Raw genomic sequence first — 20,057 nt, forward strand, 5'->3', positions numbered from 1 at the left:
GGGAAACGCGTTTTAGGAACCGGTCAGATGGGATGAGTATGACCGATCTGGGAGATTTCGGCGAGTTCAGCGCCGACGGCGACGGCGATTCCGGGATGTCGGACGGCGGTACGGACGACACAGCGCGGGCAGACTGGGCGCGTGCGAGCGAGTCTGCGGGCGCCACCGAGGCCGGAACCGGGACTGTTGATGACTCCTTCGAGTCGACTGCTGTCGAACCGCGCGGCGAGGACGTCGGTATCGGAGCGATCTGTGTCTCCCAGGGGCTGCGAATCGCCGAGGACAACGATGATACGACGCTTCGGGCCTATATCACGCGCGGCAACCGGTCGTCGATCCGTATCGGGAGCTACCTGCTCGCGCCGTATCCGGACGGCGGCCGCGGAGCGTCGACCGGCGAGACGCTGTTCTGTCGCATTACGGGCCTGGAGTACGCCCAACAGTATCACGCCGACGACGCGACGGAGATCCACGCGCGGCGGGCGATGCGCACGGATGGCATCGAGGAGGCCGATTACAAGTTCGTCGCGAACCTCGAGCCGGTGGCCATCCTCTACGATGATGACGGCGAACTCAAGCGCCGGATGACCGACCGCGTCCCCAAACCCCAGACGGTGATTCGGGAGGCCGACGACACCGAGGCGATCAAGACCGGCCTCAAGATGCCCGACGACGGCGTCTTCCTCGGGCACCTCTCGGTCGGCGGCGAAAAGGTCCGAACCGCCGCCTCGCCGCCGACGATCGACTACCGGCTGAAAGACGACTACGAGGCCGGTGACCCGCTCGTCTTCCGGCACACGCTCGTCGCTGGCGGCACCGGGTCGGGCAAGACCCACGGCGCGAAGAACGTCCTCCGGCAGTACCTCGCCGACGAGCGGCGGTATCCCATGGAAGACGGCCGCGAGGTCGGTCCCGCCGTCGTCCAGTTCGACCCCCAGGACGAGTACGCCCAGATGCACGACGACAACCCCGATCTGGACGACGAGTTCGCCCGCCGACTCGAGCGGGAGGGGATCGCTTACGGCGGGGTGGACGATACGACGGCGTTCATCCCCAAGGTGGGCTCGTCATCGTACGCGGCGGGCCACCACCGCGCGGAGCAGGTCGAGTTCACGATTCCGTTTTCGATGGTCCACGAGAACCCGTGGCTGGTCGCGGGCAGCGGGTTGAACGACAATCAGTACGGCGCGCTGGTCAGCGTGCTCTTGCCGCGTTTTCGGGAGCAGTACGGGGCCGACGCGACCTACGACGAGTTCACGCGCTTTCTCGACGACCCCGCGCTGCGCGAGGAGCTAGACGAGTCGGGGCGGGTTCACGAGGCGACCTTCGACGCGGTTCGGCGGCGCGTGCTCGGCTTCGGGCACGTCTTCGATCAGGACGCGCGGCCGATCACCGACCTGGTACACGAGTTCGTTCGCCCCGGCGGGTTGACCGTGGTGCCGACCTACCACATCAACGATACCCGGGCGACGGAGACGATCGTGCTGGCGCTATCCTCGCTGCTGATCGACCAGAAGCTCTCGAACGACCCGACCTACGACCGGATCAAGGAGACGCCGCTCGTCCTCGGGATGGACGAGGCGCACAACTTCCTCACCGACGCGGACTCGGTGCAGGCGGGGAAGGTCATCAAAAAGTTCACCGAGGCCGCCAAACAGGGGCGTAAGGAGCGACTCGGACTCTTTCTCATCACGCAGGACCCCCAGGACATCCACGACGCGGTCTTCAAGCAGATCAACACGACTATCGTCCTGAACCTGGGCGACGAGGACGCGATCAAGAGCGTGAACATTCCGAGCAACCTCGAATCAAAGGTGCCCTACATGGAGAAGGGACAGATGGTCGTCTACTCGCCGGACAATTCGGAACCCGTGGAACTGATCGGGCTCTCGAAGTGCCTGACCCGTCACGGACGGGACTGAGTCTATACGGACTCTTGTAGTCCGTCGATGGTTGTTTTTCACTTCCGCATCGTGTGACTCCATCAAAATAGCCATTTAGAACGATTCTTTAATATTATTTTATATTTGTTAATAGTATATAATTCATCTCCTTTCAGAATATTTTCTAATCACTGGACGAAAGACAATAATAAATGACCATAATAAAATAACTATTGAAATTGAAACAAAACTAAACATGGAGTCTTGTTTAATTGGCGAGTTAACAAGAAGGACTGCTATTATAATACAAGATGAAATAAAGAATAAGCCTATCCCAAGCCATAAATCAGAGACAGTCAAGCCAGAGACTGGTTTGGCATACAACCACCAGATAACCAAAAGATAGACCATGCTAATGCCGACGATCTGTCCTACCCCACGCACGCTAATTGGATTGTCAATGGCTTGAACAGCTAGCGCGATGATTATTATACTACATAGAATTAACCCAAGTGCTTCTGTTTTGTCAGGTAGGGATCGTCTGGAATCTTTCCCCATATTGATTATGATTACTGAGGGAATAGAAAAAACGGGGGATATCGTCTATAATGGAGTGCCTATCGCAATTGGATATTTCTGTCTCCGTGGTTTACTCCCCCGACTGGGGCTGATAGTACTGCTTCAACTACGTTGCCAGCCCCTTGAGGTCGGGGAACTGGGTTCGGTGGTTGACGTTCATCTGATCCAGTTTGTCGCGAAACTCGAGTTTGCGCTCGCCCGGGATGACGATCTTCCGGTAGCAATCGAGGTGGTCTTCGAGCCACCGATCGAGGAGTAGCCGCGGATCGGACTGGAACGAGAAGACGGCCAACTGGTTGGCGATCCGGTCGTCGATCGGCGGCGGCCGGAAGAAGACAACGTACTCGTCTTCGAAGCCCTCGTCGGGTGCCCACAACTCCTGCCAGAGTTCGTCGATGCGGGTGACGTCGTCGAGGGTTCGAGTCAGGCCGGATCCGGCGTCGTCGGGGCCGGACTCGCGCGGTTCGTTGTCCAGCGTCACGTTCGAGAGGAGATGCGTGTCGAGCATGTGGGTCTCCGTCATCTCGAGGACCGACTGGTAGAAGTCGGGCAGGTCGGCGTGTAGCTGTCGGTAGTCGACGGCCCAGATCGCTCCGTCGTGGTCGGTGTCACCGGTTCGCGTCGCGAAGTAGGCCGCGACGAGTGGCTAGAACGACCAGTCGAGCAGCCGCGTCGGCAGCCCGTAGTGTTGGGCGATCGAGAGCAGGTGCCAGATCGACTGCGACTCGTCGATCTCGTCGATCTCGTCGGCCGCGTACTGGGCGAAATTCCGAAGCAAGAGCGGCTCGAGGTTCCACTTTCCGGACTCGACGACGAAGCGGTTGATCGATGTCTCGAGGGGGTGATCGACGTGAGGCTCCCCGGAAGACGTACGGCGAGCGATACCGGGAGATGTCGGGTATCCACATCTCCGCGGTGACCAGCTCCTGTAGCTTCGACCACGATTCGGCGCGGACGATCGACTGGGTATCCGTGTCGTCGGTCATCGGTCGCTGTGAGCGGTCCAATGGGACTCCTCGAGAGGCCGGTTCAGCATTCTCGACCCTAGCGCCATCGCGGAAATAACGGCGCTGCAAAAATATCGAACGCCCGGTGCGCAGCGCGCCCCCGTTGTCGATCGATTCGCAGCGACCCTCCGTTCCGCTTCGAGCTGTTCGGCCGTCTCGAGCTACTGTGACCCCGACTCGAGCAGTTCGCCCTCGAAGAACCCCGCGGCCGCCTCGGCGATGGCCTCGCGTTTCCCGAGGAAGAAGTGGTCTGCCGGCAGCCCGGTGACCTCGTCGCCGCGCTCGTGAGCGCGTTCGACCACCGGCTCCCAGTCGACGGTCGTGTCCCGTTCCCCGTAGAGAATGCGGACGGGCGTCTCACTCGAGAGAGACCTGAGCGCCGCAGCCGCGTCGAGGTCGTTCGCGAGCCGCGCTGCGGGGGCGAGAACGGCGACGGCGTCGGGAGCGGGATCGACATCGGCAGCCGCGAGCAGGGCCAGCGACGCGCCGAAACTGTAGCCGAAGAGGCCGACGCGGTCGTAGCGCTCCGTGGCCCACCGGATCGCGTTTCGTACGTCCTCGCGCTCGCCGTATCCCTCGTCCCATTCCCCGTAGTCAAAGCGCAGGCAGGCGACCGCGTTTTCGCGGAGTCGATCCGCGACGGCGACGAGTCGGCTATCGGTTCGCGAGCCGCCCTGCTGGGGATGGGGCGGGCAAGCGACGACGATGGCATCCGTCTCAGCGTCCGGTTCCGTAAGCGTAGCGCGTACGTCGCGACCGCCCGGAACGAGTACGTCGGTCATACCCATCCGTTTGGACTGGGACGTAATCAAAACGGCGAGCAACGCCGATCGTCCGTCGATTCTCACGTCGTCTGTCGTTGATGTGATGTTTTTAAGGGTGACGAGCGTTAGGTACGAGTATGGGCATCCTCTCTCGGACCTCCTACGTCATCCGGTCGAAAATCAACTCTCTGCTCAACCGTACAGAGGACCCGACCGAAACCCTCGATTACTCCTACGAGCAGATGCGCGACCAGCTGCAGGAGGTCAAACGCGGTATCGCCGATCTTACCACCCAGAAAAAGCGCCTCGAGATGCAAAAGCGCCGACTCGAGGAAAACGTCGAGAAACACAACGACCAGGCTCGCACGGCGGTCCGCCAGGACCGGGAGGACCTGGCTCGACGCGCACTCGAGAAGAAGAAGACGAAGATGAACCAGATCGAGGATCTGGAACGGCAAGTCTCGGAGCTCCAGAGCCAACAGGACAGCCTGATCGACCAGAAGAACGAGCTCCAGACCCGTATCGAAGAGTTCCGCACCAAGAAGGAGACCATGAAGGCCCGATACGAGGCCGCGGAAGCGAGTTCGACCGTCTCCGAGGCGATGACCGCAACCGGCGAGGAGTTCGAGGATGTCGGCCGCGCCATCGAGCGCGCCGAGGAGCAGACCGAAGACATGGAGGCCCGTTCAGCCGCTCTCGACGAACTCCACGAAACGGGTGCGTTCGACGACGTGCTGTCCGACAAGGACCAGATCGACCGCGAACTCGAGGATCTCTCGACGGGCAGCGGCGTCGAGGCCGAACTCGATACGCTCAAGTCCGAGATGGGCGAGGGCGAGAGTGCAACGGAGACAGAGGCTGCAACCGAGTCCGAATCCGAGGCTGAAGCCGAGACCGGTAGCGAACCCGAAGCAGAACCCGAACCCGCGAACGACGCTGATGTCGATGTCGACTCTGATATCGACGACGCCGAAATCGACTCCGAACTCGCGGAGCTACAGGACGAGGAAAACGCCTAACGCCGGACGGTTCACGCCACTACACCACTACACCACTACACACTTCTCGCACCGAACCGCTACCGTCCGCACAGCGTACCTACGACGGCGTTCCGAGCACCGTAATATCGTATTCGTCGAGGACGGACGGCGACTTGAGGATGACCACCGTAAACGCCCACACGTCACCGCTGTCGAGATCACCGTTCGTCGACAGATAGCGGCCCAGTTGCTCTCCCATCTCGTTGTACACCCGAACGCGCACCTCCGCACGCCGAACCCGCTCCGACCCCGTATTCTCGATCGTTCCCTGAATCGTCGATCCCTTGAATCCGCTTTCGAACGTGAACTCGTGGGTCGTGATCTCGAGGCGGTTGAGCGGTGTGACGCCTTCCTGTGGTTCCTGTTCTGCGAGGGCTGCTGCGGCGGTCAACTGTTCAGCCGACCGATTCCCGGCGTCGCTGGGTGGGTCGATCTGTCCCCGTTCGTAGCTCGGCCCGGTTTCGACGCCGAGAGTGGATTCGCCGCTCGTACAACCGGCGAGTGCTGCGGTGGCTCCGAGGCCCAGTGACGCAAGAAAGCGTCGACGGTACCGCCCGTCTCGCCGAGTTCCATCCGGCCGCGCGGAGTGGGACGACCCGTGAGACGAGTTCGGTGGTCGGGTCATCGAGTTGTGGTCCTCCGTGTGTTCCTCCGTCGAAACCGGTGGTTTGCCAGCTGTTCGTCGTGACCGTACCCGGGCATGTCTGGTTCCGACATCACCGCCGATATATTTCAGTGTGGGCCCTGAACCGTCGCTGCTACTGGTTCGTGATGGGTGGTTGGTTCGTGGTGGGTGTGAACTCGTTTCTGGGTTCCTTGCGGTCTTGTCTTTCGCTCCCTGTTTCTTGGTGTCTTGCAGTGCCTGGCTATCCCGTCACTCGTTCCGTATCCGTCCGGCATCTCGAACGACGTACGCGCCCGCCAGTAACGGGGCAGCAACGGGATATGCAACGTGAGTTCTTATTGTCATATCCGTCGAGCGATGTGGTATGGCAGCTCCGGAGGCGAACGAGACGGTCGAGTCGTACCGGTCCGATACGGATCAGCAGCCGAACTCGCTGATGCGGGTTCGGGAATGGCTGGTGGTCGAGGGTGATCGACTGGCGGTTGCTGCACTCATCTCCGTCGGTGTCTTCGTGCTGTTCGTAGGGTTGTACGAGGTGGGGCTGATTTCGTTTACGAACGCCAATTCGGTGACGCGGGTCGCAAGCGGGATGATTGCGGGGACGTTTTCGCTCGTTACGCTCGTCGTCTCGATCAACCAGTTGATCCTTTCACAGGAGTTCGTCTCGGCGGCGAGCGCGCACGATCAACTCGAGGACGTCCTCTCGTTTCGCGACGAGATTGCGGAGACCGCTGCCGTCCCGGCTGCTCCGGCGTCGCCGACGCGGTTGCTCGAGTTGCTCGCGGAGTCGATTCACGGGAGCGCAGTTGCGCTTTCCGAGGCCGTTGATCCGGAGTCGGGCGCTGACGAGACGCAAGCCGGCGGTCAGGGCGACGTGTCGAGGCGTTTGATCACCCAGTTTGCAACCGACACCTCCGAGAGCAGCCAACGGATGGACGAGACCCTAGAGCGTTCCCAACTCGATACCTTCGGGGCACTCTCGGCGGCGATCGAGTACGATGCTCCCTGGCAACTGTACGTCGCGCGCCAGATACGCGGGCGCTACGGCGACTCGTTGCCGGCGGAAGGCAGCGATGCGCTCGATTCGCTGATCAATGATCTGGTGTTGTTTTCGACCGTCCGGGAGCATTTCAAGACGACATACCTGCAGCGTGAGTTGACGCGGTTTTCACAGTTGACGATCCTTACCGGCGTTCCGGCGATCATATCGTCGCTGCTGATCGGGTTTCTCTATGCGGATATCACCGGCGCGAACGTGACGATCGCTGTCTTGCCGTACATCGTCTGTGTGCTCATAACGATCGTTCTCTCGCCGCTTGCGCTGTTGGCATCGTACATCCTCCGGACGGCGGCCGTCACGCGCCGGACCGCATCGGTCGGTCCGATGATGCCACAGAAAGATCCTGATGAGGGACCGTTTGCAGATTCGGATACCGATACGCTGGAGTAGATCGGTCCCGGGATCGGTCAGTTGGTCAGTCCGGCCCGGTGTTTATGTGACCGGTTGTGATTACCCACAATCGATGGGGTTCTGGAACAAGCTCCGTGTCACCACCAGCGAGTCGATCAACGTCCGCGATGACCTGAGCGCCGGAACCAACGTCACGCTTCACTTTCTCTTTCTCGGCGCGCTCGCGTGGGTCTCCGGCCAGCCGTTTCTCTTTCCGAGTCTCGGTCCCTCCGCGTACCTCCTCGCGACGGGCGAGAAAGACCGTGCAGAAGGACCGTATCACGTGATCGGCGGGCACGCCGTTGCCGCCGTCTGCGGGTTGCTCTCCTACGTCCTGTTCGCAAACGGTGTCGTCGTCGTCGACGCCTTCCAACAGGCCCAGCCCTTCTCGCCCGAGGTCGGTCGACTCGTTATCAGCGGTATCGTCTCGATGTTTCTCACGACGATCGGCATGCTCTGGTCCGACACGAACCATCCTGCCGCCTGCGCGACGACCCTGATCGTCGCCCTCGGGCTCATGTCGACGCTGCTCGAGGTCGTCATTATCGTCCTCGCAGTTGCACTGCTCGTCGGCTTCCACAATACAATCGTCGACCGTGTGCAGGATCTCTATGGGGTCGAACCGGAAGCCCCTCGTTGACAGAAACGGCTCCACCGATCACCAGTTCCCGGCCACTAGTTATCAGCCGCTACCGGTCAGCTGTCGTCCACCCGTTGTAACCACCCGTCACCCGTCGTCTTCCAACCAATGGCTTTTATCCACCCGCGTGGTCGCTCCATCACAGTCGATGCACACCGCGAGTTCGGATGCGACAGATGAGGCCTCGGATGGTCCCTCGATCACCGACGAGAACGGGGGTGATAGACTCGGCGGATTCCGGATGTGGCTCTTACTTCGGGTCAATCGACTCGCTCTGACCGGCGCGATTCTCGTACTGATTTTCGTCATCCTGATCGGCACCAGTCAACTCGGCTTTGCTCCCCACCGATGGATCGTCGATACGCAGGGCAGTATCGCCTTCATCTTCTCGTCGTTCATCGGTGCGATCATCACCGGCACGTCCATCGTCGTTACGATCAACCAACTCGTGCTCTCACAGGAACTCGGTGCGATCGGCAGCCAGCGCAGCCGGATGGAGGAAGCGACTACCTTCCGCGAGGACACCGAAGACACCATCAGCGAGGACATCAGCCCGCCGGAACCCGGTGCCTTCCTCTACGAACTTGTCGACGGCGTGCAAGAACGCGCCGGTGAACTCGAGTCGGCCGTCTCGGAGAGTCGGGACGAGGAGCTGCGGTCGACCGTCGATGAGTACACGAACGACATTCGTCAGAACGCCGAGACTGTCAAGGACAATCTCGAAGACGCTCAGTTCGGCACGTTCGAGGTGCTCTGGGGCGCACTGCAGTATAATTACTCGCGAAAAATCTATGACGCTCGCTCGATTCAGGTCGACCACGCGGACTCGCTCTCGGACGAGGCAGAGGAGAATCTCGAAGACGTGATTTCGACGCTGCGACTCTTTGCACCGGCCCGGGAGCACTTCAAGACGCTTTACTTCCAGTGGGAACTGATCAACCTCTCGCGAGTACTCCTCTATGTCGCAATTTCGGCGCTCACAGTCATGGGTGCCCTGCTCATGTACGTCGATGCGAGTTCATTTCCCGGAGTGACACTCGGCATCGATAATCTCGTCTGGGTCTCCAGCATGGGGTTCGTCGTCGGGCTTTCTCCGTTCGTGTTGTTCACGACGTACATCCTCCGGATCGTGACGGTCGCGAAGCGAACGCTCGCGATGGGGCCGTTCATCCTGCGCGAAAGCGAGCGGGACGAGGATCTCGGCTAAGGTCGATACCGCGCCGATTGTCGTCAGCCCGCCTCAGTCGAACTGCTGTGGAGCAGTGCCGGCGCAGCCGCGACCGTCCGCGAGTGTACCGGACGATCGGTAATCGGTACACCAGACCGCCTCAGGCCAGCGGATCGTGTCCGATCTGTTGGAGGAGCCCGAAGAGATCCACGTTCGCCCACCGTTCCGCAATTTTTCCGTCCGCGATGCGAACGACGTGGATACTCATGATATCGACGGATTCGCCCGTCGGCTCGATGCCCATGAACGGCCCCTCGTGGGTCCCCGTTATTCGTCCCCAGAACGCGACGTAGTCCGCGTCCCGCATGTAGTGTTCGACCTCGAAATGCAGGTCCGGAAACGTCTCGTGGTAGTTCGAAACGAACGACTTGAACTCGGAGAGCGGTTCCTCGCCGGACCCCGTCGGATCGTGGTACACTTGCTGGTCGGTGAGCACGTCGTCCATCGCATCGACGTTTCCATCGTTCCAGACGACATTGACGTACCGCTTTGCGATCGCCTTGTACTCGTTGTCTGCGGACATAAGTGACGGTCATCGGCCACGGCCAAATAGGTTCCACCCCCCGTCGATACGGCGGCGGATACCCATCCGCTTGCGATCGACATCGTCCCTGATTGCGGTGCGGTATAAGGGTGTTCGCCAATAGTTATGGTACTCTGGAACATGGGTATAACTAGCATGTTCGAGGAGTTCTCCCGAAGCTACTACCTCGGCCGACTCTACGTGACTCCGACCGATGCCGACCGCGCGCTAATGGACAGCGAACAACACGAGCGGATCAACGAGGCGGTGTACGCGACCGGAGAGGGGATCGAATCGCTCGAAACGCCGCTCGTGATGAAACTCGACTCGCAGCACTTCTCGGTCCACGGCGACAGTGCCGTCCCGACGAACACGCTCGCGCTGCCCGAAACGCTCCTCGACGGCATGGATGTTCGAAACCCGCCATCCCTGCGCGAGGTCCTGCTCGCCCGTCGCGAGTGCGCCTCGCAGTTACTCTCGTTCGTCGACGGCTGGGACCCGTCCGTATCCTGGGCACGGGCTACCGATGGCGACGACACCCCCGCCGACGATGACGAGTTCAGGAACGCGGGCATGTGAGCGATCGCGATCGGAGCCGCTGACGGTCCCAACGCGAACGGAGACCGGGAGCTAGAAGTACATTCGTCGCACCTGTTCGGTCAGATGCTCGATGAGTTGCTCGGACGCGCGTCGCTCAAGGAGCGCATCGCCGAACTCGAGGACGAAACCGAGCGGCTACAGGCGCGCTACGAGGCCGAAACCGACCGCCGAGCCGAGGCCACGACCGCCAGACAGGACGCCGAGGAGCGAGTCAACCGGCTCGAGGATCGAATCGCCCAACTGGAAGGCGAACTCGAGCGCATCGATACCGACGAGGACGACTCGCTCGCGTTCAGGCGGCGCGAGACGCTTCGCGGTGGCCGCCTCGCCGACGTGCTCGACAGGCTCCGGTCGGTTCGGACGGGACCGGAGGGAGCGGTGACAACGGTCGTGGAATCCGGGTCCGACGAGTTCGCTCCGGACGACGAACTCGCGGCCGTGCTCGGCGACCGGGCGGCCCTCGTCGACGCCGCTGCGCCCTGCCTGCTCTGTGTCGACGACGCCGGCCTCGTCTCCGTCGCGCTCGATCCGCCGGTCCTTCCGGACGAGGGCGACGTGCCCGCGGGGTGGACGGACCGGTTCGCGCTCGATCGCGAGTGGTTCCTGCCGACGGGACGCGACGCGCTCGCGGTCGTCAGGGCCGACCTGTTTGCAGTCGGCGTCTACGAGGACGACGATCGCATCGAATACCGGGGCTTCGAGAGCGACGTGAAGGGCAGCCACTCCAAGGGCGGGTTTTCCCAGGCGCGCTTCGAACGGATTCGCGACGATCAGATCGACGCCCACCTCGACCGATGCCGGGAAACGCTGACCGACGTGTACGACGACACCGAGATCGATCGCCTCTTTCTCACCGGGCAACGCGGCGTCATCGAGACGCTCGCCGAGGAGACGGCCGTCGAGCCGGCGGCAACCGAAGCGGTTGATGCGACCGGCGATCCGAAATCAGCTCTCGAGGACGCCTACGGCACCTTCTGGACAACGACACTGTTCGTCCTGTAGCCAAACTGGCACTCCCCTCGCCGAACTCTATCGTTAAGTGCCCCCTCGGACATTCCTCGATATGCGCGTCGCAATCCTCGCACACGAGCAGTTTCCCGACCGCGCCAAAACCGCACTCGGCATCCTCCGGTACGCCGATTACGACGTCGCCGCCGTCCTCGACCGGGAAACCGCAGGCGGGCAGGTCAACGACTACGTCCCCGACGTTCAGGACGCCCCCATCGTCGCCGGCATGGACGCCCTCGCCGACGACCTCGACGCCCTGATCATCGGCATCGCCCCCATCGGCGGCGGACTCGAAGACAGTTGGCGCGAAGACATCCGCGTCGCCCTCGAACGCGGCTGTGACGTGATCTCGGGTCTGCACCACTTCCTCGAAGACGACGACGAGCTCAGTCGGCTGGCGGCCGAACACGGCGGCGAGTTGCGGGACGTTCGCAAGCCGCCCGAGGACCTGACGGTAAGCGAGGGCCTCGCCGGCGAAGTCGACGCCGAGGTCATCCTGACCGTCGGCACCGACTGCTCGGTCGGGAAGATGACGACGACGATGGAACTCGCCCGCGACGCCCGCGCGGCCGGCCACGACGCCGCCGTGATTCCGACGGGCCAGACCGGGATCATGATCGAGGGCTGGGGGAACCCGATCGACCGGGTCGTCTCGGACTTCACCGCCGGCGCAGTCGAGGAGATGATCCGTGAGAAGGGCGACGAGCACGACTACCTCTTCGTCGAGGGCCAGGGGAGCATCGTCCACCCCGCCTACTCGGCGGTCACCTGCGGCATCCTGCACGGCTCGATGCCGGACGAACTCGTCCTCTGTCACACCGCCGGCAAAGAGGTTATCCACGGCTACGAGTCGTTCTCGCTGCCCTCGATTCAGACCTACGTCGATCTCTACGAAAGCCTCGCCGCGCCCGTCTCCGACGCCGATGTCGTCGCCGGCGCGCTCAACACGGCCGGACTCGAGGACGACGCCGCGGCGCAGGCGATCGACGAGTTCGCAACTGAACTCGGTGCTCCTGCGACGGACGTGATCCGCGAGGACACCGACGACGTGCTCGAGAGCCTGCTATGACGCTCGAGACCTCGTTTCAACGCCGGTCGCTGCCGCTCGAGTTCCCGTTTACGATCTCGCGGGGGACGACGACCGAGACCGAGGTCGTGACGGTCCACATCGAGGACGACGAGGGGAACGTCGGCATCGGCGGTGCCGGCCCGTCGTCTCACTACGGCGAGACCGCCGCGACGGTCGAAGCGGTCCTGCCCGATCTGCTCGCAGTCGTCGAGGACGTGGACGACCCCCACCAGCTCGCGCGCATCGAGCGCCGGCTGCGCGAAACCGTCGAGCGCAACCCGGCTGCCCGCTGTGCGGTCAGCATCGCGGTGCACGACCTCGCGGCGACGCAACTCGACGTCCCGCTGTATCGCTACTGGGGACTCGACCCGCGGGAGACCCTCGAAACCTCCTACACGATCGGTATCGACGACGTCGAGACGATGCGCGAGAAGACCGAAACCGCCCTCGAACGCGGCTACGGCACACTGAAGGTCAAACTCGGCACGGACCGTGATATCGAGAGTATTCGGACGATCCGGGAGGTCGCACCCGACGTTCGACTCTTCGTCGACGCCAACGAGGCCTGGACGCCCCGCGAGGCGGTCTCGAAGATCGATCGGCTCGCCGAGTTCGACCTCGCGTTCGTCGAGCAGCCGATCCCCGCGGAGAACTCGGCGGGCCAGCGGTTCGTCTACGAGAACGCGGCGCTGCCGATCGCGGCCGACGAATCCTGTATCACGGTCGACGATATTCCGCGGATCGCGGACCGCTACGACATCGCGAACCTGAAACTCATGAAGTGCGGTGGCCTCCGGGAGGCCAAACGGATCATCCACGCCGCCCGCGCTCACGGACTGCAGGTGATGTGTGGCTGCATGAACGAGTCCAACGCCTCGATCGCGGCCGCCTGCCACCTCGCGCCGCTGCTCGATTACGTCGACCTCGACGGCTCGCTCCTGCTCGATGCGGACCCCTACGACGGCGTCCCGATGCCGAACGGCCGGCTGGCACTCGCCGAACTCGAGCGGCCGGGAACGGGTGCGCGAATCGAATAGCACCCCTCTAACCACTCTCGCTTATCCACGGCCACGAGTCGTTCGCTTCGTTGTTGACGCGTGCTTTTGCTCCGAAATACAGTCTCTCGAATCGCCACCATCGTTTACAACGGCGGTTGCCGTGGCACCAACTAGCATGACCGACGGTGAGCGAACAGGAATCTCTCGACGAACGGTACTGCAAGCGTCGGGGGCTTCGGCGGCGGTGCCGGTCCTCGGCGCGAAACGAGCGACCGCGGACGGAACCGACGCCGCCGGGCTGTCGCCGGTACCGCTCGGAGACTGTCCCGACGCAACCATCGAACCGAGTATGACCCACTGCGAGGGGACGACCGTGGACGGGTGTGCCGACGACCATTCGGCGACGACCGAACTCCAGTCGGCGGTCCGGGAAACGCTCGCGGAAACGTATCCGACCGTCGGCGCGCTGCTCGACGCGGGATTCAAGCCGTACTTCGACACGCTCGACGTGACCGAGGAAAACGGCTACGCGCACTGGCTCTCCCCGGAGTTCATCGGCGACGAAACCGTACTGGACCCCGAGCGACCGGAATCGGTGCTGGTCGATACCCAGTCCTGGCGCGCGATCGGGGTCATGTTCATCGCGACCCGTGACGGCGAGGCTGTCGAACCGATGGCGGTGTACGACGACAGTGAGGGTCGCTGCTCGCCCTGGCACGCTCACACCGGACTTCCCGGGCGCTTCGCCTGGTGGTACTACCGGCACGTTTACGAGGGGACCGATGACATCGAGTTCAGCCTGCCGTGTCGAACGCCCTGTATGCTCCACGTCTGGGCCGTCGACCATCCCGAGGGCGTCTACGCCCACGACGCTCCGCCCGCCTCGGCCCGCGACCAGGAGTCCGCGGCCGACGCCGGGTTCGAGACCGACGCCGATCCCGGAGCGGACGAACTCGGCTGGGAGGTCCTCCCGGACGCGGTGACTCCCGACCGCCTCCCGGACGAGATTCCCCTGTTGAACTGACTCTGACCCCGATCGCTGACACACCGGTCGCCGCACCGATCGCGCCTCCGCGTCACCCCTCTCGAACCTCGACCCACCCCCACGATCCCATCGCGGCCAGAATCCGGGCAACCGCCTCGTCCGCCGAACACTCGTCCGTATCGATCCGTACGTCCGCCTCCGGCTCGCTGAACTCGCGGTAAACGACGTGGACGCCCTGCTCGTCGATCGGATCGTCGCGCTCGCGATTCCGTTCGAGACACGTCTCGAGGCTTGCGGTGACGTGGACGAACCGCACAGTCGAGAGAGTGCGAAACTGCGTCTGCCACGACCGCCGGTAGAAGGTTCCGTCGACGATCGCAATCGTGCCCGCCGGCACGTCGCGAACGCGCTCGTAGAGTCGATCGTAGGTGCGCCGCGAGTAGTCGTCCGAGTGAACGAGTTCAGTCGGCTGCCCGCGGGCGGCGAGCGTGTCCCGGAGTCGGGTAGCGAGAGTCGTTTTGCCGGCACCGGGCGGGCCGCAGATGACGACGATCACGGGTGGCAGTTCTAGGAGCGGCCGTGTGGAGTATATAGGTGGTGGCACTCATCGCTGATGTTCTGCCATCATCGACTTCATCAAACATCTGCACGCTGACGTCAAGTGGATTAAAAGCGCGGAAAGTGGCTTAGCGCATCCAGATAGGGTAGATCAAAGCTGCTTCTCCATCAGCACACTTGGAATATCAGGTCCACTCTCTCCACCTACATCCACGCAATCCTGTTTTTGAAACCCCAATTGCTCATAAAATCCTGCCGCGTTGAGTGAAGCATATGTTTTCAGCAGATGTATGTCATTATCTTGTGCAATCGATTGTAATTCTTCAACTATCGTCCGTCCGATCCCTTGTCGAGCCACAGAAGGATCAACGAACGTTGCTGCCAATAATCCCCTATCAATATCTATACTACCATATCCCACGGATAGTCCATCTTGCTCAGCGATAATGTATTTATAATTATCTGCCTTTATTTTCTCTGGAGGAATCAACGAACGGTCGTCATCGACTGCCATCATATACGCTAACTGCTCTGGAGAGTATTCATTCACTGCTTGCAACCGTAGCGAGTCACGCTGTATTCGAATCATATCCTCTGAATCTACAGCGGTTGCTTTTCGTATCCTCAGCATTCTATCACGTATACCCATATCCAAGGATTGTCAGATAATATATTTTTCCTCGTATACAGTCAAGCGATTGTCTACACACCCGCTTCCCGTATCGATTTAGGAACTGCGAACGCAAAGACACATGCATGAGCTACGATACGGCAACGAAGACCGATCCGGAATCGATCATTCCCGAAGAGTACGGCGGCATGTGGTTCCTCAAGGACGAACTCGAGACCGACCACCTCGGGTTCTCGGTCCTCGAACTCGAACCCGGTGCGGAGGGGAAAGCACACGACGAATCCGAGACCGGCCAGGAGGAGATCTACTACGTCGTCTCCGGAACCGTCGAGGTTGAATTGGACGACGAGACGCTCACGCTCGAGACGGATGAACTCGTGCGGCTCGATCCGGACGAGCGCCGGAAAATCTTCAATCGCGGCGACGAGCGGGCGAAGCTCATACTGGTCGGTGCACCGCTGTAGTCCATCGAACCGAGACGGTCTGCTCTACCGATTACCGATTACCGATTATCGATCGCCTGGCGCACTCACGGACGGTCGCAGCTGCGCCGGAATTACCCGACAACAGCCCGTCTGAGATCGTATGTGACGGCTGTCGATGCTCCGACCGTGAACACGTCCGGGTTTATCCGCGGAATCAATACTCCTTTGCCGGTTGCTTCCCAAGCCGGCGTATGGTCGAGCGACTGTTTCCCGAAATCGCAACTGCGGGTCTCGTTCTCATTACGGTCGTCTGTCTCATCGGGCTGCTGTACCTCCTCGCGAAGCAGTAATTACACACCGCTCGCACGACGGCTGTGCGATCAGGTGTGCACTGGCTTTCAGCGGCTACTACAGCCGACGAGTTCGGCGAGCGTTGCCTCGAGTACGTCCGCGGCGGACTCGACAGCAGGGAGGCGGACATACTCGCGCTCGGCGTGGGCGACGGCCCCCTCCTCATCGGCGAGCACGCCCGGTCCGAAGACGACCGTCGGCGCATCGGCCGCGAAAAAGCCGGCCTCGGTCGCCGCGCCGAACGGCCGGACCGCGCCGCCGCTTGCCGCCCGTAGCGTGCCAACCAGTTCGGCGTCCTCGTCGGTCACGAACGCCCGCGGGAACGGTGTGTCGGGTCGGATGAGGTCGACCGAGACCTCGACATCGAATTCCGCAGGTACCCGGTCCGCGAGAAATTCGGCCAGATCGGCGCGGAACGATGAACTCGTCTCCGGGGGCACGCTGCGCCGGTCGAACGTGAGTCGGCAGCGCTCGGGGACGCGATTCGAGGCATCGCCGCCACAGAGGACGGTCGGCGTCAGTTTCGGGTCTCCGAGCACCGCGTCCTCGCTCGGTCCCGCCACCTCGTCGTAGTCTCGAAGCGCATCGAGCACGTGCGAGAGCGCGGCGATCGGATTACGGTTGGCGGGCACGCTTGCGGCGTGGCCGCTCTCGCCTGCGATCGTCACGACACCCTCGCACTGTCCGCGGGCGGCGATGCAGACGTCGAGGCCCGTCGGTTCGCCGACGATGTACCCGTCCGCCGAGAGCCGCTCCCGCAGGCCCTCGGCACCGGTCATCAGCGTTTCCTCGTCGGTCGTGATCGCCAGCGTCAGCGTCCCGGCGGCCGGTTCGACGCGCAGGAACGCCGCGACCAGCGCGGCGAGCGGTCCCTTGGCGTCGCAGGCTCCGCGGCCCCGGATCACGTCGCCGTCGCGTTCGTACGGAACGTGCGGCGGCACCGTATCGATGTGTGTGTTGAGGACGATGTGGGGCCCATTGCCGGCGGCGTCACGCTCGCCGCCCCGTGTCGCGAGCACGTTCCCGAGGTCGTCCACCGTCGGCTCGTGACCGGCCTCCCGCAGCGTTTCGAGCACGAACTCGCGCATCTCGGATACGTCCTCGTGGGACGGAATCCGAACCGCATCGGCGTGGAACGAGGTGATATCGAATCCCATCTCAATCCTGTTCGACGCGGGTCACGTCCTCAAGCGTCTCCCGTCGGCGCACGACGCGGGCCTCGCCGCCCTCGAGTGCGACCTCCGCCGGCCGGGGTTGGGAGTGAAACTGGCTCGCCAGCTCATAGCCGTAGGAACCCGCGTTTCCGATGGCGATGACGTCCTCGCGCTCCGGGCGAGCGATCGGCCGGTCGTGGGCGAAGACGTCCGCGCTGGTACAGACCGGCCCGCCGACGGTCACCGGTTCGGACTCACGCTCGGGTGCGCTGACGTTGTACATCGGGTGGTAGGAGCCGAACATCGCCGGCCGGATCAGCGTCGCCAGGCTGGCGTCGACGCCGACGACCGTCGTGTCAGGGGCCTCCTTGATCGTGTTCACCTCGCTCAGGATGAGCGACGCATCGGCGACGACGTATCGGCCCGGTTCGAGCTTGAGCGTGGCGTCGAGTTCACCGACGGCGTCGCGGACCAGCGCCGACGTTTTTTCGAGGTCCAGCGGCTCGTCGTTCTCGCGGTAGGGAACGCCGTAGCCGCCGCCGACGTCGACGAACTCAAGACTCTCGTCGCCGACGCGGCGGGCCATCTCGCCGACGCGCTCGATGGCCCGACAGTGCTCTTCGAGGCCCTCGGTCAGGACGCCGCTGCCCGCGTGGGCGTGCAGGCCGACGAGTTCGAATTCCTGCCGAACGCGGTCGGCGACATCGGGAACGCGCTCGTAGGGGATCCCGAATTTCGCGTCCGCGCCGGTGGCGACCTTCTCGTGGTGGCCCGTGCCGATCCCGGGGTTGATGCGGATGGCGATGCGGCCGTCGTAGCCGCGCGCTTGCAGCCGGTCCAGCGTATCCGTCGCGCCGATGGTGATCGTTAGTCCCGGCGCGTCGTCGGCCAGGTCGGTCGCGTAATCGAGGTCGCGATCTGGCGGGTTGACCGCGGTGTACTGGAGCGTGTTCGGGTCCGCGCCGGCGTCGATCGAGCGCTTTAGTTCGCCCCAGGCCGCACACTCGATGTCGCCGCCGGCTTCGAGGACGGCCTCGAGAACGGCCTTCCCCGTGTGGGCCTTCGCGGCGTACATGACGCGGGCGTCGGGAAACGCCGACGAGAAACGGGCGTAGTTCTCCTTAACGCGGTCGAGGTCGGTTACGTAAAGCGGCGTGTCGTACTCCTCGGCGAGAGATTCGAGTCGGTCGTGGTCCCAGTCCGCGAGCCGACGGACGGGCGGCGAATCCGCATGGGTGGTCATTGATCACCACAAGTGACCGCGAGGAGTCAAGGGTTTGGGTTTCGTGCCCGCGTCTCGCACGCCGGTTTCCGGGTGTCGGTTACTCTCGGCCACCACATACCGGCGTCAGTTGGTCCGTTCGCGGTCTGCGTGCGTCCACGCGACGACGAGGCCGACGACCATCACGCTGGCGGCGATCGGTTCGATCCACGGGGCGAGAATCGAGGGGATCGGTACGAGTTCATCGAGAAATAGCCCGGCGGCCGCACCCGCCAGAAAGACGCCGACGCCGATCGTGCGGCGGGCGGTCCAGTCGTCCGTCCGCGCCCGAAAGGCGGCGAGACCGCAGGCGACGGCGAACAGTCCGAACACGACGGCCGATTCCCAGTTCACGTCACCCGATTGACCGCACGGCGACTTGAACGCTCGGCTCGAGTTCGGCCGCGCGACTCCCGTCGGGATCGGCAATCACTCCGGAAAGAGTTCGTCGGTCCGCTCGATCGCGTCGATGCGCTCGCGTTCGGCCGGGTCGAGTTCGAGGTCTTGGGCGTCGAGGTTCGCCCGGAGATGCGCGGCGCTGCTGGCTTTCGGGATCGTCACGACGCCCTCCTTCGCGGCCAGCCAGGCGAGACAGACCGCTTCGGGCGTCGCGTCGTGATTCTCGGCGATATCGACGACCGCGTCGATCTCCCCCGCGCGACCGTTCGCGAGCGGCGAGTAGGCCACGAGCGGATAGCCGTGCTCGCGGGCGTGGGCGAGCAGGTCGTCCGGCTGAAACAGCGGGTGGAACTCGACCTGGTGGGCCGCGATCGGCGCGTCGAGGACGGCCCGCGCGGTCTCGAGTTCAGCACGGGAAAAGTTGCTGACGCCGACGGCGCGGATGGTGCCGGCGTCGCGAATGTCGTCGAAGGCCGGCAGCGTCTCGTCGGGGTCGTAGGTCTCGACGGGGCGGTGGACGTACAGCAGGTCGACCGACTCGAGCCCCAGGCGGTCGAGACTTTCCGCCGTCGTCCGGCGTACGTCGGCCCGCGCGAGGCTGTCGGCCCAGACTTTCGTCGCGACCGTCACGTCCTCTCGTGGGACGGCACTCCGGGCCAGTCCCTCGCCGACGACGGCCTCGTTCCCGTAGATCTGTGCCGTATCGAGGTGTCTGTAGCCGAGGTCGAGCGCCGTTTCAATCACGGCGGGGTCGTCGATCCCCATCGTCCCCAGGCCGACGGGCGGGAGATCAAGCGGCGAAGCCATACCGAGTTCACGGACCGACAGTACGTAAGTGAACTCGTCTCGCGGGCGGTGCGGATCGCGGTCGAGTTCGGT

General features: G+C 63.0%; 23 protein-coding genes. 11 read left to right on the forward strand and 12 right to left on the reverse strand.

Annotation, left to right across the window (positions count from 1 at the left end; all coding sequences use genetic code 11):
• The first annotated feature begins 38 nt into the window (after nt 1-38).
• Nucleotides 39-1,922, forward strand: coding sequence for an ATP-binding protein (locus tag SM755_RS13495; RefSeq protein ID WP_323173109.1), 1,884 nt, complete (start codon nt 39-41; stop codon nt 1,920-1,922).
• A 123-nt stretch (nt 1,923-2,045) separates the two neighbouring features.
• Here the strand turns inward: SM755_RS13495 and SM755_RS13500 are convergent, their stop codons facing one another.
• From SM755_RS13500 to SM755_RS13515, 4 genes are all read right to left on the reverse strand, one after another.
• Nucleotides 2,046-2,441: a hypothetical protein gene (locus SM755_RS13500; RefSeq protein ID WP_323173110.1), complete on the reverse strand. Its 396-nt coding sequence runs from the start codon at nt 2,439-2,441 to the stop codon at nt 2,046-2,048.
• Between the two features lie 127 nt (nt 2,442-2,568).
• Nucleotides 2,569-2,970 (reverse strand): hypothetical protein, encoded by a 402-nt coding sequence (locus SM755_RS13505; protein WP_323173111.1) that lies wholly within the window; start codon nt 2,968-2,970, stop codon nt 2,569-2,571.
• Between the two features lie 138 nt (nt 2,971-3,108).
• On the reverse strand, nt 3,109-3,432 hold the full coding sequence (locus SM755_RS13510; RefSeq protein WP_323173232.1) for an FRG domain-containing protein: 324 nt from the start codon (nt 3,430-3,432) through the stop codon (nt 3,109-3,111).
• 198 nt (nt 3,433-3,630) lie between these two features.
• On the reverse strand, nt 3,631-4,251 hold the full coding sequence (locus SM755_RS13515) for a CocE/NonD family hydrolase (protein ID WP_323173233.1): 621 nt from the start codon (nt 4,249-4,251) through the stop codon (nt 3,631-3,633).
• A 119-nt stretch (nt 4,252-4,370) separates the two neighbouring features.
• Between SM755_RS13515 and SM755_RS13520 the strand changes: the two genes are divergently transcribed.
• Nucleotides 4,371-5,252, forward strand: coding sequence for a PspA/IM30 family protein (locus SM755_RS13520; protein WP_323173112.1), 882 nt, complete (start codon nt 4,371-4,373; stop codon nt 5,250-5,252).
• A 79-nt stretch (nt 5,253-5,331) separates the two neighbouring features.
• Here the strand turns inward: SM755_RS13520 and SM755_RS13525 are convergent, their stop codons facing one another.
• The gene (locus tag SM755_RS13525; RefSeq protein WP_323173113.1) at nt 5,332-5,898 is read right to left on the reverse strand and encodes an FxLYD domain-containing protein; all 567 of its coding nucleotides are present in this window, start codon (nt 5,896-5,898) and stop codon (nt 5,332-5,334) included.
• Between the two features lie 364 nt (nt 5,899-6,262).
• On the opposite strand from SM755_RS13525, the gene SM755_RS13530 reads away from it, so the two are divergent.
• The 3 genes from SM755_RS13530 (at nt 6,263) to SM755_RS13540 (ending at nt 9,195) form a co-directional block, all read left to right on the forward strand.
• Nucleotides 6,263-7,348, forward strand: coding sequence for a hypothetical protein (locus tag SM755_RS13530; protein ID WP_323173114.1), 1,086 nt, complete (start codon nt 6,263-6,265; stop codon nt 7,346-7,348).
• A gap of 73 nt (nt 7,349-7,421) precedes the next feature.
• Nucleotides 7,422-7,988, forward strand: coding sequence for an HPP family protein (locus SM755_RS13535; protein ID WP_323173115.1), 567 nt, complete (start codon nt 7,422-7,424; stop codon nt 7,986-7,988).
• 148 nt (nt 7,989-8,136) lie between these two features.
• The gene (locus SM755_RS13540) at nt 8,137-9,195 is read left to right on the forward strand and encodes a hypothetical protein (RefSeq protein WP_323173234.1); all 1,059 of its coding nucleotides are present in this window, start codon (nt 8,137-8,139) and stop codon (nt 9,193-9,195) included.
• A gap of 121 nt (nt 9,196-9,316) precedes the next feature.
• On the opposite strand, the gene SM755_RS13545 is transcribed toward SM755_RS13540, so the two are convergent.
• A complete protein-coding gene (locus SM755_RS13545) occupies nt 9,317-9,739 on the reverse strand; it encodes an ester cyclase (protein ID WP_323173116.1) in 423 nt (140 codons plus the stop codon).
• Between the two features lie 156 nt (nt 9,740-9,895).
• On the opposite strand from SM755_RS13545, the gene SM755_RS13550 reads away from it, so the two are divergent.
• The 5 genes from SM755_RS13550 to SM755_RS13570 all read left to right on the forward strand — a co-directional run bounded on the left by SM755_RS13550 (nt 9,896) and on the right by SM755_RS13570 (nt 14,438).
• Complete coding sequence (locus tag SM755_RS13550) at nt 9,896-10,318, forward strand: DUF5802 family protein (RefSeq protein WP_323173235.1); 423 nt, start codon at nt 9,896-9,898, stop codon at nt 10,316-10,318.
• A gap of 84 nt (nt 10,319-10,402) precedes the next feature.
• Complete coding sequence (locus SM755_RS13555) at nt 10,403-11,341, forward strand: Vms1/Ankzf1 family peptidyl-tRNA hydrolase (protein WP_323173117.1); 939 nt, start codon at nt 10,403-10,405, stop codon at nt 11,339-11,341.
• Nucleotides 11,342-11,402: 61 nt separating this feature from the next.
• Nucleotides 11,403-12,416 (forward strand): DUF1611 domain-containing protein, encoded by a 1,014-nt coding sequence (locus SM755_RS13560; protein WP_323173118.1) that lies wholly within the window; start codon nt 11,403-11,405, stop codon nt 12,414-12,416.
• Nucleotides 12,413-13,453, forward strand: a complete 1,041-nt coding sequence (locus SM755_RS13565) for a dipeptide epimerase (RefSeq protein ID WP_323173119.1) — start codon at nt 12,413-12,415, stop codon at nt 13,451-13,453. Before SM755_RS13560 ends, SM755_RS13565 begins: the two co-directional genes overlap by 4 nt.
• Before the next feature lie 136 nt (nt 13,454-13,589).
• Nucleotides 13,590-14,438: a hypothetical protein gene (locus tag SM755_RS13570; protein ID WP_323173120.1), complete on the forward strand. Its 849-nt coding sequence runs from the start codon at nt 13,590-13,592 to the stop codon at nt 14,436-14,438.
• A gap of 52 nt (nt 14,439-14,490) precedes the next feature.
• Here SM755_RS13570 and SM755_RS13575 read toward each other — a convergent pair whose 3' ends face one another.
• The gene (locus SM755_RS13575; RefSeq protein WP_323173121.1) at nt 14,491-14,955 is read right to left on the reverse strand and encodes an AAA family ATPase; all 465 of its coding nucleotides are present in this window, start codon (nt 14,953-14,955) and stop codon (nt 14,491-14,493) included.
• Between the two features lie 153 nt (nt 14,956-15,108).
• Complete coding sequence (locus tag SM755_RS13580) at nt 15,109-15,471, reverse strand: GNAT family N-acetyltransferase (protein WP_323173122.1); 363 nt, start codon at nt 15,469-15,471, stop codon at nt 15,109-15,111.
• A 242-nt stretch (nt 15,472-15,713) separates the two neighbouring features.
• On the opposite strand from SM755_RS13580, the gene SM755_RS13585 reads away from it, so the two are divergent.
• A complete protein-coding gene (locus SM755_RS13585) occupies nt 15,714-16,052 on the forward strand; it encodes a cupin domain-containing protein (RefSeq protein ID WP_323173123.1) in 339 nt (112 codons plus the stop codon).
• Nucleotides 16,053-16,411: 359 nt separating this feature from the next.
• Here the strand turns inward: SM755_RS13585 and SM755_RS13590 are convergent, their stop codons facing one another.
• The 4 genes from SM755_RS13590 to SM755_RS13605 form a co-directional block, all read right to left on the reverse strand.
• Nucleotides 16,412-17,521, reverse strand: a complete 1,110-nt coding sequence (locus SM755_RS13590) for a M20 family metallopeptidase (protein WP_323173124.1) — start codon at nt 17,519-17,521, stop codon at nt 16,412-16,414.
• Nucleotide 17,522: 1 nt separating this feature from the next.
• The gene (gene lysA, locus SM755_RS13595) at nt 17,523-18,761 is read right to left on the reverse strand and encodes a diaminopimelate decarboxylase (RefSeq protein ID WP_323173125.1); all 1,239 of its coding nucleotides are present in this window, start codon (nt 18,759-18,761) and stop codon (nt 17,523-17,525) included.
• Nucleotides 18,762-18,866: 105 nt separating this feature from the next.
• A complete protein-coding gene (locus SM755_RS13600; RefSeq protein WP_323173126.1) occupies nt 18,867-19,133 on the reverse strand; it encodes a hypothetical protein in 267 nt (88 codons plus the stop codon).
• A gap of 75 nt (nt 19,134-19,208) precedes the next feature.
• Nucleotides 19,209-19,985 carry an aldo/keto reductase gene (locus SM755_RS13605; protein ID WP_323173127.1) on the reverse strand — a complete coding sequence of 259 codons (777 nt, stop codon included), beginning with the start codon at nt 19,983-19,985 and terminating at the stop codon, nt 19,209-19,211.
• Between the last annotated feature and the right edge of the window lie 72 nt (nt 19,986-20,057).

The sequence above is a fragment of the Natrialba sp. PRR66 genome (assembly GCF_034808065.1).
In the GTDB taxonomy this organism is placed as follows: domain Archaea; phylum Halobacteriota; class Halobacteria; order Halobacteriales; family Natrialbaceae; genus Natrialba; species Natrialba aegyptia.